The organism is Streptomyces sp. NBC_01477, assembly GCF_036227245.1.
Classification (GTDB): Bacteria; Actinomycetota; Actinomycetes; order Streptomycetales; family Streptomycetaceae; genus Actinacidiphila.
Genome location: NZ_CP109445.1, coordinates 6054426 through 6071555, shown reverse-complemented (window position 1 = coordinate 6071555; position 17130 = coordinate 6054426). Strand labels below are relative to the sequence as shown.

The 17130-nt window shown below is 73.8% G+C and carries 11 protein-coding genes; 6 read left to right on the top strand and 5 right to left on the bottom strand.

The genetic code is table 11. The annotated features are described in order from the left end of the window. Positions 1 to 119: 119 nt before the first annotated feature. Positions 120 to 893 carry an ABC transporter ATP-binding protein gene (locus OHA86_RS25745; protein ID WP_329178883.1) on the bottom strand — a complete coding sequence of 258 codons (774 nt, stop codon included), beginning with the start codon at positions 891 to 893 and terminating at the stop codon, positions 120 to 122. 163 nt (positions 894 to 1056) lie between these two features. On the opposite strand from OHA86_RS25745, the gene malQ reads away from it, so the two are divergent. Next, on the top strand, positions 1057 to 3111 hold the full coding sequence (malQ, locus tag OHA86_RS25740; protein ID WP_329178882.1) for a 4-alpha-glucanotransferase: 2055 nt from the start codon (positions 1057 to 1059) through the stop codon (positions 3109 to 3111). Positions 3112 to 3159: 48 nt separating this feature from the next. Further along, a complete protein-coding gene (locus tag OHA86_RS25735; RefSeq protein ID WP_443054347.1) occupies positions 3160 to 3402 on the top strand; it encodes a hypothetical protein in 243 nt (80 codons plus the stop codon). Between the two features lie 270 nt (positions 3403 to 3672). Here the strand turns inward: OHA86_RS25735 and OHA86_RS25730 are convergent, their stop codons facing one another. Further along, a complete protein-coding gene (locus OHA86_RS25730; RefSeq protein ID WP_329178881.1) occupies positions 3673 to 4161 on the bottom strand; it encodes a MarR family winged helix-turn-helix transcriptional regulator in 489 nt (162 codons plus the stop codon). Between the two features lie 105 nt (positions 4162 to 4266). On the opposite strand from OHA86_RS25730, the gene OHA86_RS25725 reads away from it, so the two are divergent. Further along, positions 4267 to 5628 (top strand): MFS transporter, encoded by a 1362-nt coding sequence (locus OHA86_RS25725; protein WP_329178880.1) that lies wholly within the window; start codon positions 4267 to 4269, stop codon positions 5626 to 5628. Between the two features lie 24 nt (positions 5629 to 5652). On the opposite strand, the gene OHA86_RS25720 is transcribed toward OHA86_RS25725, so the two are convergent. Both OHA86_RS25720 and pepN read right to left on the bottom strand, forming a co-directional pair. Next, positions 5653 to 7080: an alkaline phosphatase family protein gene (locus OHA86_RS25720; protein WP_329178878.1), complete on the bottom strand. Its 1428-nt coding sequence runs from the start codon at positions 7078 to 7080 to the stop codon at positions 5653 to 5655. Positions 7081 to 7328: 248 nt separating this feature from the next. Continuing rightward, positions 7329 to 9899 (bottom strand): aminopeptidase N, encoded by a 2571-nt coding sequence (pepN, locus tag OHA86_RS25715; RefSeq protein WP_329182554.1) that lies wholly within the window; start codon positions 9897 to 9899, stop codon positions 7329 to 7331. A gap of 519 nt (positions 9900 to 10418) precedes the next feature. Between pepN and OHA86_RS25710 the strand changes: the two genes are divergently transcribed. Beyond that, on the top strand, positions 10419 to 13829 hold the full coding sequence (locus tag OHA86_RS25710) for a beta-N-acetylglucosaminidase domain-containing protein (protein WP_329178877.1): 3411 nt from the start codon (positions 10419 to 10421) through the stop codon (positions 13827 to 13829). A gap of 51 nt (positions 13830 to 13880) precedes the next feature. On the opposite strand, the gene OHA86_RS25705 is transcribed toward OHA86_RS25710, so the two are convergent. Further along, entirely contained in the window at positions 13881 to 14417 is a 537-nt protein-coding gene (locus OHA86_RS25705; protein WP_329178876.1) for an HNH endonuclease, read from the bottom strand. A 300-nt stretch (positions 14418 to 14717) separates the two neighbouring features. Between OHA86_RS25705 and OHA86_RS25700 the strand changes: the two genes are divergently transcribed. Together OHA86_RS25700 and OHA86_RS25695 are read left to right on the top strand one after the other, a co-directional pair. Further along, a complete protein-coding gene (locus OHA86_RS25700; RefSeq protein WP_443072019.1) occupies positions 14718 to 15722 on the top strand; it encodes a mechanosensitive ion channel family protein in 1005 nt (334 codons plus the stop codon). A gap of 169 nt (positions 15723 to 15891) precedes the next feature. Next, positions 15892 to 17118: an ROK family transcriptional regulator gene (locus tag OHA86_RS25695; RefSeq protein WP_329178873.1), complete on the top strand. Its 1227-nt coding sequence runs from the start codon at positions 15892 to 15894 to the stop codon at positions 17116 to 17118. The last annotated feature ends 12 nt before the right edge of the window (positions 17119 to 17130 follow it).

Sequence of the window (17130 nt, the reverse complement as noted above, 5' to 3'; positions counted from 1 at the left end):
TACGGCCGGCTCGGCCGGGACGGACAAGGCGGCCGGGACGGCCGGGCCGGTCTGCGGCGCCGCCAGGTACGGCGGTTCAGCGGCGACGCAGGAAGGTGCCGCCGGGACGGCGCCGGCGGTCATGCCACGGCTCCCAGCGGCCCGCCGCCCTGGCCGCGGGCGGTCAGCGCGACCATGCGGTCGGCGACAGCGGTCGGGGTCGGGGCGTGGACTTCGCCGGCGAGCAGGCCGTCGGCCAGGAAGAGGACCCGGTCGGCGCGGGAGGCGGCGACCGGGTCGTGCGTCACCATCACCACCGTGGCGTCCAGGGCGTCGACGGCCCGTCGCAGCAGGCCGAGGACGTCACGCGCGGTGCCGGTGTCGAGCGCGCCGGTCGGCTCGTCGGCGAAGATCACCTCGGGCCGGGTGATCAGCGCGCGGGCGATGGCGACCCGCTGCTGCTGCCCGCCGGAGAGCTGCCCGGGGCGGCGCCGCCCGTGGCCTTCGAGGCCCACCTCGGCCAGCAGCGCCTGCGCGCGGCGCCGGTCGGGGCGTTCGCCCGCCAGCCGCAGCGGCAGCAGCACGTTCTGCTGCACGGTCAGCGAGGGCAGCAGGTTGAAGGACTGGAAGACGAAGCCGATCCGGCTGCGGCGCAGCTTGGTCAGCCGGTTCTCGTTCAGGCCGGTGATCGGTTCGCCGCCGAGCAGCACCTCGCCGCGGGTCGGCCGATCCAGACCCGCCGCACATTGCAGAAAGGTGCTCTTCCCCGAGCCCGAGGGCCCCATCACGGCGGTGAAGCTGCCGCGGGGCAGGGCGAGGTCGATACCGCGCAGCGCGTGGACGGCCGCTTCGCCGCGGCCATAGGTGCGGGTCAGGGAGCGGAGCTCCACAGCGAATGTGCCTGTTGTAGCCATGTCCACGACGCTACGGAGCGCCGACCGGGTGAACCATGGCGTTCACCGGCCTCCCGATGGTGGGGAGAACCCCACCCTCACCGGGTGCACCGGGTTGGCACCCCCCGGAGGGGGTAGGGCTCTGGGATCGACCGGAGGAAACCGGAAGAAAGACGGAGGCCTGATGGACCGGGCACGGCTGGCGGCGCTGCACGGCGTGGATGTGACGTACCGCCCGGCACCAGGGCAGGAGGTCAAGGTCTCGGAGGAGACGGTGGTGGCGGTGCTCGCCGCCCTGGGCGTGGACGCGTCCACCCCCTGCGCGGTGAAGGACGCGCTGGCCGCGTACGAGCTGCGCGCTTCCCACCGCCTGCTGGCGCCCTGCACGGTGCTGCGCGCCGGGCAGCCGCTGACCGGCCCGCCCGAGGGCGCCGAGGTCACCGTCGAGACCACGGCGGGCGAGCGCCTCCTCGGCGTGCCGGAGGAACCGGGGCGTTACGGCCTGCGGGCGGTCGCGCCGGACGGCAGGACCGCCAGGGGCGACCTGGTGGTGGCGCCCGCACGGCTGGCCGGGCCGCCCGGCCGGGCGTTCGGCTTCATGGCGCAGCTGTATTCGACGCTGTCCCGGCGTTCCTGGGGCATGGGCGACCTCGGCGACCTGGCGGATCTCGCGGCCTGGTCGGGGCGGGCGCTGGGCGCCGGCTTCATCCAGATCAACCCGCTGCACGCGGCTGTCCCCGGCCGCCCCACCGACCCGTCGCCGTACCGCCCCTCCTCGCGGCGCTTCCCCGACCCGGTCTATCTGCGGATCGAGGAGGTCCCCGAATACGCGTACCTGTCCAGGGACGCCCGCGAGCAGGCCGAGCGGCTGCTGGTCAAGGCCGCGGCCCTGCGGGACAATGTGCTGCTCAAGGGCATGCTCATCGACCGGGACGCGGTCTGGGAGCTGAAGGCGCAGGCGCTGGAGCTGCTGCGGGAGGTGCCGCTCAGCCCCGGCAGGCAGGCCGCCTACGCCGATTTCCTGGCCGCGCAGGGCCAGGCGCTCGACGACCACGCCACCTGGTCGACGCTGGCCGAACTGCACGGCCCCGACTGGCACAAGTGGCCCGCCGGGCTGCGCGAGCCGCGCTCGCCGCAGGTGGCCAGGGTCCGCAGCGAGCACCTCGACCGGGTCGACTTCCACTGCTGGCTGAGCTGGCTGACGGACAGCCAGCTGGCCGTCGCGCAGCGGGCCGCCCGCGACGCCGGGATGCCGGTCGGCGTGGTGCACGACCTCGCGGTCGGCGTGCACCCGGCAGGCTCCGACGCCTGGTCGATGCAGGACGTGCTGGCCAGCGGCATGTCCACCGGGGCGCCGCCGGACGCCTTCAACGCCCGCGGCCAGGACTGGGGCCTGCCGCCCTGGCGCCCCGACGCCCTCGCCGCCACCGGCTACGCCCCCTACCGCGACCTGATCGCCCGGATGCTGCGGCACGCGGGCGGGCTGCGGATCGACCATGTGATGGGCCTGTTCCGGCTGTGGTGGGTGCCCGAGGGCCGCCCGCCCACCGAGGGCACGTATGTGCGCTACGACGCGGAGGCGATGCTCGGGCTGCTGGCCCTGGAGGCGTACGAGGCCGGCGCCGTCGTCATCGGCGAGGACCTGGGCACGGTCGAGCCCGGGGTACGCCGGCAGCTCGCCGACCGCGGCATCCTCGGCACGTCCGTGCTGTGGTTCGAACGCGATTACGAGGGCGAGCACGCCGACCGCCGTCCGCTGCCGCCGAGCGCCTGGCGCGAGGACTGCCTCGCCACCGCGACCACCCACGACCTGCCGAGCACCGCGGCCCGGCTCACCGGCGAGCACGTCGAACTGCGGCACCGGCTCGGCCTGCTCACCCGTCCCCTGGAGCAGGAGGAGGCCGAGGACGCCGCTGAGGTCGCCGAGTGGATCGCCCTGCTGGGCCGGCTCGGCCTGCTCCCCGAGGGCGCGGCCGACGAGGAGGCCGTGGTCAGGGCCGTCCACCGCTTCCTGGCTGCGACGCCCGCCCGGATGGTCGGCGTCTGGCTCCCCGACGGTGTCGGGGACCGCCGCCCGCAGAATCTCCCGGGCACCTGGGACCAGTACCCGAACTGGCGGCTCCCCGTCGCCGGCCCGGACGGCGCCCCGCTCACCCTCGAACAGCTTGCCGCGTCCCCGCGCCTGCACGCGCTCGCCGACGAGGTCCGCCGCGCCCTCCACCCGGACGGCGCGCCCTAAAGCACCCCCGGGCGCGCGACCGCCGGGGCCGGTCACTACATTGGCCACGTGGACAAGAAGCTCAACAAGAAGGTCATGCGCGCCGGCGTGGTCACTGCGGCCACCACCGTGATGCTGCTGCTGTCGTCCCCGGCGTTCGCGCTCACGCGCGATGACGGTGACGACCCGGGTTCCGGTCTGAGCGTCATCCAGACCCTGGGCCTCTTCGTCGCGATCCCGCTGGTGCTCTTCGGCGTCATCGCCGGCCTCGTCATGGTCACGGACAAGACCCGCAAGCAGCAGCAGGGCTGACACCCTTTGTCTCCCGGGCACCGGCTGCGCAGCCGGTGCCCGCTTCGCGCCGGGCACGCTCCCCCGCCCCTGCGCGGCTCTGCGCTGCTCCAAAAGGCCCCGCAAGGTGCAGCGCGTCAGGGGCGCGAGGAACTGCGCGACCGGCCGCACTGTATGTGCGAACACCGCCGCAGGAGGCAGCCGCCCGGGGAAGCGCTGGGGCGAAGCCGTGCGCGCGACCACAGCGCCGGGGAAACAGCGGCGCCACCGCAAGTGGCCCCCCGGAAACCCCTAAAGCGACGCCGCCAGCAGCCGCCGCAATAGCGCGGCCAGCGCCTCCGCCTCCCCCGGGTCCAGCGCGGCCAGTGCCGCCCGCTGGACGGCGAGTCCGGCGACCAGCGCCTCGTCGACGACGGCGATCCCCCGCTCGGTGAGCGTCACCCGCAGTCCGCGCCGGTCGTGCGGGTCGGGGGCGCGTACCAGGAGCCCGGCGCGCTCCAGCTTGTCGAGCCGCCCCGTCATCCCGCCGGTGGTGAGCATCAGCGTCGCGGACAGCTCCCGCGGCGACAGGGTGTAGGGCTCCCCCGCCCTCCGCAATGTGCCGAGCACATCGAACTCCCCCCGCCCGATGCCGTACCGCAGGTACTCCGCCTCCATCCGGTCCCCCATCGCCCGTGCGACGCGGTAGACCCGGCCGAAGACGGCCATGGCAAGGGTGTCCAGCTCCGGCCGCTGCGCGGCCCACTGCTCGGTGATGGCATCCACGGCGTCCGCTTCCATCCACCCAGTATCGGCCGCGGACCGCTCAGTCGCAAGAAACTTGCTTGCCATTAAGTCACTTACCGCTAAGCTAGTTACCGCTGACCTACTCGCGGGAGACCCGACATGCCGCCGTCACGTACGCGTACCGCCGCCGCACCGCCGGCCACCGGCCCCACCGCCCCTTCCGCCGCCCGCCTGCCCGGCGAGAAGGCCATGCTCGGGGCGATGGCCGTGGACGCGGTCGGCTCCGGGATGTACATCCCGTTCAGCCTGGTCTTCTTCCACCACATCACCGGGCTGTCCTTCGCGGTGGTGGGCGCGGTCCTCACCGCCGTCGGGCTGGTCGGCATGGCGGCGCTGCCGCTCGCGGGCGCGGCGGTGGACCGCTACGGCGCCCGGCGGGTGCAGCTGGTCCTCTACGGGGTGCGCGGCACCGGCTTCGCGCTCTACCCCTTCGCCTCGGCGCTGCCCGCCTTCGCCGCCGTCGCCCTCGGCACGGCCTTCGGCGACCGCGCCTTCCCCGCCGTGCAGCAGTCCTGGATCGGCGAGGTCGCGGCCGGCGCGGACCGGGACCGGCTGCAGGCCGCCGCCCGCGCGCTGCGCAATGCGGGGCTCGGCGCCGGGGCACTGCTCGCCTCACTGGTGGTCACCCTCGCGGGCGACCGCGGTTTCGTCGCCGCGGCCTATCTGAACGCGGCGAGCTTCGGCGTCGCATGGCTGCTGATGCGGCGGGTGCAGGCGCCCGCGCGCCCGGCCGCGCGGCCGGCGCCCGTACCGGGGAAGGCCGGCTACCGGGTGGTCTTCGCCGACCGCCCCTTCCTCGCCCTGACCGGCGCCAACTTCCTCAGCGCCCTGGGCTATTCGGCGCTCCCGGTGCTCTTCCCGCTCTTCATCGCGGGCTCGCTGCACGGCGCCCAGTCGCTGACCGGCGCCGCCTTCACCGTCAACACGGTGCTGTGCGCGGCGGGCGGGGTCCATGTCGCCCGGCTGACCCGCCGCCGCGGCGCCCGCCGCACCCGGGCGGCGGCACTGGGCGCGGTGATCCATGCCGCGGCCTTCGCCGGGCTCGCGCTGCTCGCGACCGTACGGCCGCAGGCCGGCTGGGCGGCGGCGGGGCTGCTGCTCGGACTGGTCACCCTCTACACGGCCGCCGAGACCGTGCACAATCCGGCGGCGAGCTCACTGGCCGTCGCGGCGGCGCCCGAGGCGCTGCGCGGCCGTTACATGGCCGCCTACCAGCTGTCCTGGTCGCTGGCCTCGGTCCTGGCCCCGTCGCTCTTCACCGTGCTGGCCGCGGCCGACGCGCGGCTGCCCTGGCTGCTGCTGACCGGCACCGCGCTGAGCGCCGCGGGCCTGCTGCTCCGGCTGGAGCGCGTCCTGCCGCCGGAGGCCGTGAACCTTGCGGCGCAGCCCCGCACCTGGCACGGCGCCGCGCCCGCCTGCGCGCGACCCGCGCAGGTGCCCCGCACCGCCACGACCGCCTGAACGGCAGGGGCACCCGCCGGCCGGCTACGTGTGCGGGCGGTGGCCGCGCTCCTGGTGCGGGAAGGGCTGGTCCGCCCCCGGGAGCGTCGGCTTGGGCAGGGTCGCGACCTCCAGCTGCGCCTCGGCCAGCTGCGCCGCGGTGTCGTCGGGCAGCCGCGGGGGGCGCCGCCGCTCGTCGTGGAAGCGGAAGGCCGAGGTGAGGTCGCCGAAGGTACGGCGGCGCCACTGGCTGATGTTGGGCTCCTCGACACCGGTGAAGCGTTCGAGCAACTGCAGCACCGAGGTGTGGTCGAAGGCCTCGCCCGCCACCCAGCCGCCCACGGTCCACGGCGACACAATGATCGCCGGAACCCGGAAGCCGCCGCCCATGGGCAGGCCCTGGACGAATTCGTCGGGGGTGCCCGCCTTCGGCGTCGGCGGCACGACGTGGTCGAACAGGCCGTCGTTCTCGTCGTAGTTGAGGATGAAGGCGGTCTTCGCCCACACCTTGGGGTTGGACGCGATGGCTTCGAGCTTGGAGGCCACGAAGTCCGCGCCCGCGGCCGGCAGGTAGGCGGGGTGCTCGGACTGGTAGCTGGTCGGCAGGATCCAGGAGACGGCCGGCAGCCGGTCGTTGCGCGCGTCGTCCTCGAAGGTGCCCTCGGGCTGGGCGGCCATGCCGCGCTCGTACAGCGGGTCGCCCGGCTTGGCGTCCTGGAACTGCTGGAACTGCGACAGCATGTTGGTGCCGTAGTTGTCGGTCTGCTGGTAGACCCGCCAGTCGACGCCCGCCGCCTGGAGCCGCTCGGCGTAGGTGGTCCAGGTGTACGGCGTCGGCGCGGCGTTGGAGATGACCGGGCCGCCCTTGGTGCCGCCGGGGTCGACCGTGCCGGTCATCCAGAACAGCCGGTTCGGCCAGGTGGGGCCCATCATCGAGCAGAAGTAGTTGTCGCAGATGGTGAAGGTCTCGGCGAGGGCGAACTGGAAGGGGATGTCCTCGCGGGTGTAGTAGCCCATCACGTAGGGGCCGTTGACGCCGTCCGCCTTGCGGTGGGCGGGCAGCCACTGGTCCATCGCGCCGTTGTTCCAGGCCTGGTGCTGGACGGCGTAGGCGTGGCTGGTGGACGGGATCGCCTGGGCGCTGGTGCTCTTGGTGTCGAGGTGGAAGGGCAGCGTGTAGCCGTCGGGGTTGACCGCGTCGGGCTGGTAGAAGACCGAGCGGCCGGTGGACAGCTTCTTGGCGTGCGGGTCGCTGAAGCCGCGCACGCCGGACAGCGTGCCGAAGTAGTGGTCGAACGACCGGTTCTCCTGCATCAGCATGACGACGTGTTCGATGTCGCGGAGCGAGCCGTGCCGCGGCGGTCCGGCGGCGACGGCGGCCTGCACGCTGGGGGGCAGCAGGCTCAGCGCGGCGGCGCCTCCCACGACCCCCGCCGCAGATCCGAGAACCCTGCGGCGCGTCAACTCGGCCATGCACATTCCTCCTTGAGCTGTCGGTACGGGCCCGTGTCATGGACCCCCCGAGACTCTTCCGAGGAACCGCTGTGTGCCGATGGGGGTGCCTGGTGAACATGTGGCCAACGTGCCGGAAGCGGTTGGCCACATTTTTACCGTATTTACCATCCCTATGCTGAACGCCACTCCGGACATCCCCATACAAAACTTCCGCCGCAGGACGGCGGTACGGGTCCCGGGCCGCGGCGCCCGGGACCCGTGGGCGGTCAGCCCGCCGCGGCGTCCGCCGCCTGGGCCCGCAGCGCGCGCTCGACGCCCGCGCGGGCCTCGATGACCAGCCGGCGCAGCGACGGCGCGGGGTCGGCGCTCGCCAGCCACGCGTCGGTGGCCTCCAGCGTGGCCTGGGAGACCTGGAGCGACGGGAAGAGGCCGACGACGATCTGCTGGCCCATCTCGTTGGTGCGGTCGGCCCACACCTGCTTGATCGCGGCGAAGTACCGCTCGCTGTACGCCGCGAGCAGCTCGCGCTGGTCGGTCTGCACGAAGCCGCCGATGACGGCCTCCTGCGTGGCGTTCGGCAGCGTGTCGGCCTCGACGACCGACGCCCACACCTCGGCCTTGGCGGCCTCGGTCGGCCGGGCGGCCTTCGCGGCGGCGGCGTGCTGCTGGCCCGCCGACGTCGGGTCGAGGGCCAGTTCCGCCTCGATCGCCTTGTCGTCCGCGCGGCCGGTCGCGGCGAGCCGGCCGAGCAGCGCCCAGCGCAGCTCGGTGTCGACGGCCAGGCCCTCGTACTCCACCGTGCCGTCCAGCAGACCGGCGAGGATGTCCAGCTGCTCGGGGGTGCGGGCGGTCACGGCGAACGCCCTGGCCCACGCCAGCTGGTGGTCGCTGCCGGGGGCTGCCGCCGCCAGGTGCTCCTGGGCGGCGCCGGTCCAGCGGGCGAGCCCGGTCTCCCGCCACGCCGGGTCGGCGTAGAGGTCGAGGGCCAGCTTCACCTGGCGGTGCAGCGACTGCACCACACCGATGTCGGTCTCCTTGGCGATGCCGTGCAGCACCAGCTCCAGATAGTCGCGGGCGGCCAGCTCGCCGTCCCGCGTCATGTCCCAGGCCGACGCCCAGATCAGCGCGCGGGGCAGCGACTCGGTGAAGTCGCCCACATGGTCGCGGACCACGGCGAGCGACTCCTCGTCGAGCCGCACCTTGGCGTACGACAGGTCGTCGTCGTTGAGCAGCACCACATCGGGGCGGCGCTCGCCGGCGGGGAAGGGCACCTCGGTCAGCTCGCCCTCCACGTCCAGCTCGATCCGCCGGGTGCGCACCAGCACGCCGTCCCGCAGGTCGTAGGCGCCGACCGCGATCCGGTGCGGCCGCAGCACCGCCTCGCCCTTGGCCCCCGCGGGCAGCGCGGGCGCCTCCTGCCTGACCGCGAAGGAGGTCACCGCGCCGTCGGCGTCCACCGTGATCTCGGGCCGCAGCACATTGATGCCCGCGGTCTCCAGCCACGCCCTGGACCAGGCCTTGAGGTCGCGGCCCGAGGTCTCCTCCAGCGCGCCCAGCAGATCGGCCAGCCGGGTGTTCCCCCACGCGTGCTGCTTGAAGTACGCCTGCACACCGGCGAAGAACTCGTCCATCCCCACGTACGCGACCAGCTGCTTGAGCACCGAGGCGCCCTTGGCGTACGTGATCCCGTCGAAGTTGACGAGCACGTCCTCCAGGTCGTTGATCTCCGCCATGATCGGGTGCGTCGAGGGCAGCTGGTCCTGCCGGTAGGCCCAGGTCTTCATCGAGTTGGCGAACGTCGTCCACGAGTGCGGCCAGCGCGAGCCCTCGGCGTGCGCCTGGCAGGCGATCGACGTGTACGTGGCGAACGACTCGTTCAGCCACAGGTCGTTCCACCACTCCATGGTGACCAGGTCGCCGAACCACATGTGCGCCAGCTCGTGCAGGATCGTCTCGGCCCGCGTCTCGTACGCCGCGTCGGTCACCTTCGACCGGAAGACGTACTGGTCCCTGATCGTCACCGCACCGGCGTTCTCCATCGCGCCCGCGTTGAACTCCGGCACGAAGAGCTGGTCGTACTTCGCGAACGGGTACGCGTAGTCGAACTTCTCCTGGAACCAGTCGAAGCCCATCCGGGTGACCTCGAAGATCGCCTCCGCGTCCAGGTGCTCGGCCAGCGAGGGCCGGCAGTAGACACCCAGCGGCACACTGCGCCCGCCGCCCTCCCAGCTGCCGTGCACCGAGGTGTAGGGACCGGCGATCAGCGCGGTGATGTACGACGAGATACGCGGGGTCGGCTCGAACGTCCACACGCCGTCCGCCGAGGGCTCGGGCGTCGGCGAGTTCGACACCACGGTCCAGCCCTGCGGCGCCTTCACCGTGAAGGCGAACGTCCCCTTCAGATCCGGCTGCTCGAAACTCGCGAACACCCGCCGCGCGTCCGGCACCTCGAACTGCGTGTACAGATACGCCTGCTTGTCCACCGGGTCCACGAACCGGTGGAGGCCCTCACCGGTGTTGGTGTACGCGCAGTCCGCCACGACCAGCAGCTCATTGCGCCCGCCGCGCAGCGAGTCCAGCGCGATCCGCGAGTCCCTGAACACCTCGGCCGGGTCCAGCGCGACCCCGTTCAGCACCACCTCGTGCACCTCGGGCGCCACCAGGTCGATGAAGCTCGCCCCACCGTCCCCGGCGACGTCGAAACGCACCGTGGTCCGCGACCGGAACGTGCCGCCCTCCTGGGCGCCGCTCAGGTCCAGCTCGATCCCATAGCCGTCCACAGTCAGCAGAGCGGCCCGCTGCTGCGCCTCCTCGCGCGTGAGGTTCGTACCAGGCACGGTGGCCCACTCCTTCTCGTCAGGTGAGACGACCATCCTCGCATGCCCCCTCCCGGAACCTCGGTGGTCGCCGGGTGGCCGCCCGCGGGCGACGGCGTGCCCGGGCAGGTCGATCGGGCGCCCTCCGGGGAGGGTGCGGCGGACGGCGCCCCCGGACGGCCCCCCGCCTCGACCGCCCACGGGTCTGCGGACGCCGATGGTGGCGGAGGGGACGATCCGGGGGTGTCCCCGCAGGACTGCGCACAACTCCCGCAGGAACGTTCGCACAGAGCCAGGGTGCGCGGTCCGAGGAGATACCCCCGGAGCGGCACCGACCCCACCCACCACCGGCACCCGCACCCGCACCCGCACCCGCACCCGACCAAACACCTGCACGGGCGAGCGACCCGAGATGGGCGCACCCCCATGCGAAGCCCTCGGGGACGGGTGGGAAAACACGGGACTCCCGTTGACACAGGGAGCCCAGGAGTGATGGGCTCGCCGTCCGGCGCCGCGCGCAAAGCCGCAGGGAGGACCCCCGTGCTCCGCAAGACCTCGGCCGTCGCCCTCGCGGCCACCGTCATCGGAAGCTGGCTCAGCCAGACCCCCGCCTCCGCCCAGCAACCCCCCACGCCCACGACCTTCGCGGACACCGCCCCCTCCACCCCGGCCCCCCGAACGGCCACCACCCCCACCGTCCACCCGAAACCCCAGTCCCTCCGCCGCCAGGGCGACTTCGCCCGCATCACCCCCCACGTCACCCTGATCGCCGACGCGACGGCCGACCCGTACGCCCTCGACGTGATCGAGCAGACCCTCCGCACCGCGGGCGCCCACGACGTGACGCGCGCGAACCCGTCCGACGCCGGCACAAGCCCCGCCCCCGGCCTGACGGTCTACGCCGGCACCTCCGCCGACAGCCGCCTCGCGGCCCTCGGCGCCCCGCCGGCCGGCGACCTCCCCGACGGCGGCTACCGCCTCGCCGTCAGCGGCGACACCGTCGCCTTACAGGGCGCCGGCGCGGACGGCCTCTTCCACGCCGCCCAGACGCTGCGTCAGCTGACGACCACCCACCACCAGGACACCGGCTTCGCGCCCGTCACCATCCGCGACTGGCCGGCCGCCCCGGTCCGCGGCATCGCGGAGAGCTTCTACGGCGTCCCGTGGACGCAGGCCCAGCGTCTGGCCCAGCTGGACTTCATGGCGCGGACCAAGCAGAACCGCTTCCTCTACGCCCCGGGCGACGACCCGTACCGCCAGGAGCAGTGGCGCGAGCCCTACCCGGCCGCCCAGCGGGCGGACTTCCGGGCGCTGGCGGCCCGCGCCGCCGCCGACCACGTTACGCTGGCGTGGGCGCTGGCCCCCGGCCAGAACCTGTGCTTCTCGTCGGCCACCGACGAACACGCGCTCCAGCGCAAGCTGGACGCGATGTGGGCGCTGGGCATCCGCGCCTTCCAGTTCCAGTTCCAGGACGTGAGCTACAGCGAGTGGCACTGCTCCGCTGACACCCGCACCTTCGGCACGGGCGCGCGGGCCGCGGCAAAGGCGCAGGCGCAGGTGACGAACGCGGCGGCGGTGTATCTGGCGAAGCGTTACGGCGGCGCCGCCGAACTGTCGCTGCTGCCGACCGAGTTCTACCAGGACGGCGCCACCGACTACCGCACCGCGCTGGCGAAGGCGCTCGACCCGCGGGTCGCGGTGGCGTGGACAGGTGTCGGCGTGGTGCCGGAGCGGATCACCGGCGCCCAGGTGGCCGCTGCGAATGCCGCACTGCGGCACCCGCTGCTGACCGTGGACAACTACCCGGTCAACGACTTCGCCGCCGACCGGCTCTTCCTCGGCCCCTACACCGGGCGGCAGCCGGCCGTGGCGACGGTGTCCGCCGGGCTGCTGGCGAGCGCGATGCAGCAGCCCGCCGCGTCGCGAATCGCGCTGTTCACCGCCGCGGACTTCGCCTGGAATCCGCGCGGCTACGACCCGCAGGCGTCCTGGCGGGCCGCGATCGACGACCTGGCGGGTCCTGACGGGCCGACCAGGGCCGCGCTGCGTGCGCTGGCGGGAAACGAGTCGTCGTCGGCGCTCGGCGGCGAGGAGTCGGCGTATCTGCGCCCGCTGATCGCCGCCTTCCGTGCCGCGCTGCCTGGTGGCGGGCAGCAGCTCGCGGCGGCCGGAAAGCAGCTGCGGGCGGCCTTCACGGTGATGCGCACAGCGCCCGGCCACCTCGACGCTCTGGCGGGCGGCGGTTTCGGCGACGAGGTGCGGCCGTGGCTGGACCGGCTGTCGCTGTACGGCGCCGCGGGTGAGCGGGCGGTGGACCTGCTGTCGGCGCAGGCCCGCGGCGACGGGGCCGCGGCCTGGCGGGCCCGCCAGGCGCTGGACGGCGACCGTACGGCGCTCGCCGACGGCACGGCGACGGTCGGCGGCCCTGTGCTCGACGACTTCCTGACCGGCGCGCTGGACGACGCCGACGCGTGGGCGGGGCTCGGCGCGGACGGCCGTACGGCGACCACGTCGATGGCGTCGGGCCGCGGCACCGACCCCGCGGCCATGGTCGACGGCAAGGACTCCACCGCCTGGTCGAGCGACGCGCCGCCGAAGCCCGACGACGCCTTCGGCGTGGACCTGGGCACGGCGAAGGAGGTCACCTCGGTACGGGTCGCGATGGGCGACGGCAGCGGCTCCGACGACTTCCTGCATGCCGCGGTGCTCGAAGTGGCGGCGGACGACGGCAGCGGCTGGCGGCGTATCGGTGAATACCACGACCGGCCGGTGATCGAGGCGCGGCTCCCCGCCGGCACGAAGATCCGCCGGGTGCGGCTGCGGGCCGTCGAGGGCCAGCCGGGCGCGGTGACCGTACGGGAGTTCGCCGTCGCAGTGAGCGGCGCCGTCACCATGTCCGCGGCCGGCCCCGACCGGGCGTCGGCTGCGGTGGACGGCGACCTGTCGACGTCGGCCGGCAGTGGCCCGCTGACCGTGGACTTCGGCGGCGCCCGGCAGTTGGACACGCTCAGCGTCGCCGCCCTGGACGTGGCGTCGGCGGCCCCCGCGGGCCGGCCGCCCTCGGGTGCGCCCGTCCCGGTCGAGGCGCACACCGCGGCCGGCGGCTGGCGGCAGGTCGGCGTGCTGGGCGGCGACTGGACGGAGCTGCACGTCGGAGCGCTGGTGGACGCCGTACGGCTGGCAGACGGGCGCGGGGTGTGCGAGGTGGTGCCCTGGTTCGCCGACGCGCCCCGGGTGACGCTGGACGCGCCCGAGGTGGACGTGGCGGCGGGCGGCCCCGCGGTGAAGGTGACGGCGTCGGTGGCGTCCGGGCTGCCCCGGGACCTGGCGGTGGCGACGTCGGTACCGGCCGCGCAGCCGGGCGCCGCCCCGGTCGCCGTACGGGCACCGGCGGCGCTCCCGCTGCGCCGCGGCGGCACCGTACGGGTGCCGCTGACCGTGTCGGTGCCGGCCGGCACCGCGCCCGGGACCTACACCGTGCCGGTGCGTTTCACGGTCGCGGGCCGGACCGTGGAGCGCCAGGTCACGGTCAGGGCGCACCTGCCGACCGGTGGACCCGATCTGGTGCCCGGCGGTACGGCCTCCTCCTCGGGCGACGAGACCGCGGACTTCCCGGCCGCGGCGGTGGCCGACGGCGACCCGGCGACCCGCTGGTCCTCCCCGGTGGACGACGCGGCCTGGGTGCAGGTGCGGCTCGCGGCCCCCGCCCGGGTCGGCGAGGTGGTGCTGCACTGGCAGGACGCCTACGCGGCGCGGTACGAGGTGCAGACCTCGGCCGATGGGGTGACCTGGCACACCGCGGCCACCGTGGCGGACGGCGGCGGCGGGCGCGAGGCGGTGTGGCTGGACGGCGCGGGCGACACCGCCTACGTCCGGGTGCAGGGAGTGCGCCGGGCGACCGCGTACGGCTACTCGCTCTACGGCATCGAGGCGTACGCGGTCACGGGGTGACCCGCGCCGACGAGCGGGCGGGGCACCCCGAGACGCACGAAGGCCCGGGTCTCAGGCCGATATGCCGTCGATCCGGGCCAGGGCGTCATCCGCGCCGAAAGGTTGCAGATATGGCAGCCAGCGCGGGTCCCGGTGGCCGGTCCCGATGATCCGCCAGGCGAGTCCCGAGGGCGGCGCGGGTTGGTGGCGCAGCCGCCAGCCCAGCTCCGCGACATGGCGGTCGGCTTTGACGTGATTGCAGCGTCTGCAGGCCGCGACCACGTTTTCCCAGGCGTGCTGGCCGCCTCGGCTGCGCGGGATGACATGGTCGACGCTGGTGGCGGCGGCCCCGCAGTAGGCGCACCTGCCGCCGTCCCGGGCGAAGAGCGCCCTGCGGGTCAGCGGAACGGTGCCGCGAAAAGGGACGCGGACGAATTTGGTGAGTTTCACGACACTGGGCGCGGGCAGCGCCTGCGTCTCGCTGTGCAGATAGGCGCCGGATTCCTCGAGGCATACGGCCTTGTTGTTGAGCACGAGGATGAGCGCGCGGCGGAGCGGTACGACGCCGAGCGGCTCGTACGACGCGTTCAGGACCAGGACATGCGGCACGGATGCCTCCTTTAACGCCGGCGGCGCGTGGCTCGCGCCGGGACGATCTGTCTTCAGTCTCTCCGGAAGGCGGGGCGCCGCGCCACCATGCCCGGGTAACGGACCGAGCGTGTTTTGGACCACACTGCTGCTCCTCCATCAGGCGCCTCTTCCCTTTTCTCCCCCACCCGGCGGAGTTCCGCCCCTCGAACCGGGCAACGGAACAGCATCGGTCCTTCGTTACTGTGGAGGCTTCGTTCACTCCGGAGGTTTCCGCCCGTGTCCACCGCGACGCCCCCCGCCGACGCACCGCTCGACAGCGTGTCCCACACCGCCTCCCAGGCGGGCAGCTGGGTGGACGACAACTGGGCCGACTGGCTGAACGCCGGACTTCAGATCGTGCTCATCCTGGTGATCGCGATCGTGCTGCGGACCGTGGTGCGGCGCACCATCAGCCGGCTGATCGACCGGATGAACCGGGGCGCGGAGGCCGCGGCCGCCACCGCGCTCGGCGGGCTGCTGGTCAACGCGGAGCGGCGCAAGCAGCGCAGCGAGGCGATCGGCTCGGTACTGCGGAGTGTGGCGTCCTTCCTCATCCTGGGCACGGCGGCGCTGACCGTCCTGTCGGTGCTGCGGATCGACCTGGCGCCGCTGCTGGCCAGCGCCGGGGTGGCCGGGGTCGCGATCGGCTTCGGCGCCCGCAACCTGGTGACGGACTTCCTGTCCGGCGTCTTCATGATCCTTGAGGACCAGTACGGCGTCGGCGACGTCATCGACGCGGGCGTGGCCTCGGGCACGGTCGTGGAGGTGGGCCTGCGGGTGACCAAGCTGCGCGGCGACAACGGCGAGATCTGGTACGTGCGCAACGGCGAGGTCAAGCGGATCGGCAATCTGAGCCAGGGCTGGGCGACGGCGGTGGTGGACGTCCAGGTGGGCATCGGCGAGGACATGGACCGGGCGCGTGCGGTGATCGTGGAGGCCGCGGACGAGATGGGCAAGGAAGACCCGTGGGACGAGTTCCTGTGGGAGCCGGTGCAGATGCTCGGCCTGGAATCGGTCGGCTCGGACTTCGTGGTGCTCCAGGTGCAGGCCAGGACGATGCCGGGGAAGGCGGCGCCGGTCGGGCGTGAGCTGCGCTGGCGGATCAAGCGGGCCTTCGACCGGGAGGGCATCGTGATCGCCGGCGGCGGCCCCGCGGCGACGGTGACCGATCCGGCGGCGGAGGCCGCCGAGGGCGCGCCGGTCGCCGACGGCGCCGAGGAGAACGGCCCGCCGCCCGCGCAGCGCTCCGTGTCCGTACCGCCGCCGGCCGCCGGCGAGCACTGAGCCCGGCGCGTATCGCCGCTTCCCCGTGGGGGGCCGTCTGCGGACGGCCCCCCACGGGTAGATAACGACTTGGCCGCACGGCCTTGTGCACCCCTTGACGGTCCCCTTATGGCGGGCCTACCTTTCGTTTTGCCAATAGGAAAGTTTCCTAACAGTGAACTGAGGGAGGATGGCGCGCATGGCTGGCACACCTGGTACGCCGCGCGTATTGCGCGCCATGAACGACCGCGCCGCGCTCGACCTCCTGCTGGAACACGGCACCCTGTCCCGGACCCGGATCGGCAAGCTCACCGGCCTGTCCAAGCCCACCGCCTCGCAACTGCTGGCCCGTCTTGAGGCGGCCGGGCTGGTGCTGGCCACCGGCACCACCGCGGGCCGCCCCGGGCCGAACGCCCAGCTCTACTCGGTCAACCCGGCCGCCGCCCACGTCGCGGGCCTCGACGTGACCACCGAGCGCATCAGGGCCGCGGTCGCCGACATCACCGGGCGCACCGTCGGCTCCTTCCGGCTGCCCACCCCGCACCGCCGGGCCGGAAGCGCCGTCGAGCAGGTCGTACAGGCCCTGGACGGCGCGGTGAAGGCCGCCGGGCTCAGCCGCTCCGACCTGCACCGCGGGGTCATCGGCACACCCGGCGCCTTCGACCCCAGCACCGGACGGCTGCGCTACGCCAGCCACCTGCCCGGCTGGCACTCCCCCGCGCTGCTCGACGAACTGGCGGCGGCCCTGCCGATGCCGCTGGAGTACGACAACGACGTCAACCTCGCCGCGGTCGCCGAGCAGCGGATCGGCGCGGCCCGCGGCCACGACGACTTCGTCCTGCTGTGGAACGAGGAGGGCATCGGCGCCGCGCTGATGATAGGCGGCCGGCTGCACCGCGGCTGGACCGGCGGCGCCGGCGAGGTCGGCTTCCTGCCGGTGCCCGGCACCCCGCTGGTCCGCAACGTCACGAAGACCAACAACGGCGGCTTCCAGGAGCTGGCCGGCTGCAACGCCGTCCTGCGGCACGCGCGGGAACTGGGCCTCGACATCCCCGACGCCCCCCTCCCGGACGCCGCCGCCATGGTGCTGGACAAGGCCGCGGCCTTCCAGCGGGACGGCGGCCAGGACGGCGCCGGCCCCTACGCGGAACTGCTCGCCCGCTGCGCCACCGGCATGGCGGTGGGCCTGGCCTCCGTGGTGGCCGTGCTCGACCCGGAACTGATCGTCCTGGCCGGGAACGTCGCCATCGCGGGCGGCGAACCGCTGCGTGCCCTCATCCAGTCGGAGCTGGCCGAACTGGCCGTGCCCCGGCCCCGGCTGGTGCTCGGCACCGTGGAGATGCACCCCGTCCTGAGCGGTGCGCTGGAAAGCGCGCTCGCCACCACCCGCGACGAGGTGTTCGACACCTCGCGCTGACCGCACCGCCCG

Bases quoted from the DNA above. Each gene is read 5' to 3' on its own strand.
- OHA86_RS25730 (WP_329178881.1), bottom strand. From the start codon at position 4,161: ATGGAAGCGGACGCCGTGGATGCCATCACCGAGCAGTGGGCCGCGCAG.
- malQ (WP_329178882.1), top strand. From the start codon at position 1,057: ATGGACCGGGCACGGCTGGCGGCGCTGCACGGCGTGGATGTGACGTAC.
- OHA86_RS25725 (WP_329178880.1), top strand. From the start codon at position 4,267: ATGCCGCCGTCACGTACGCGTACCGCCGCCGCACCGCCGGCCACCGGC.
- OHA86_RS25695 (WP_329178873.1), top strand. From the start codon at position 15,892: ATGGCGCGCATGGCTGGCACACCTGGTACGCCGCGCGTATTGCGCGCC.
- OHA86_RS25745 (WP_329178883.1), bottom strand. From the start codon at position 893: ATGGCTACAACAGGCACATTCGCTGTGGAGCTCCGCTCCCTGACCCGC.
- OHA86_RS25720 (WP_329178878.1), bottom strand. From the start codon at position 7,080: ATGGCCGAGTTGACGCGCCGCAGGGTTCTCGGATCTGCGGCGGGGGTC.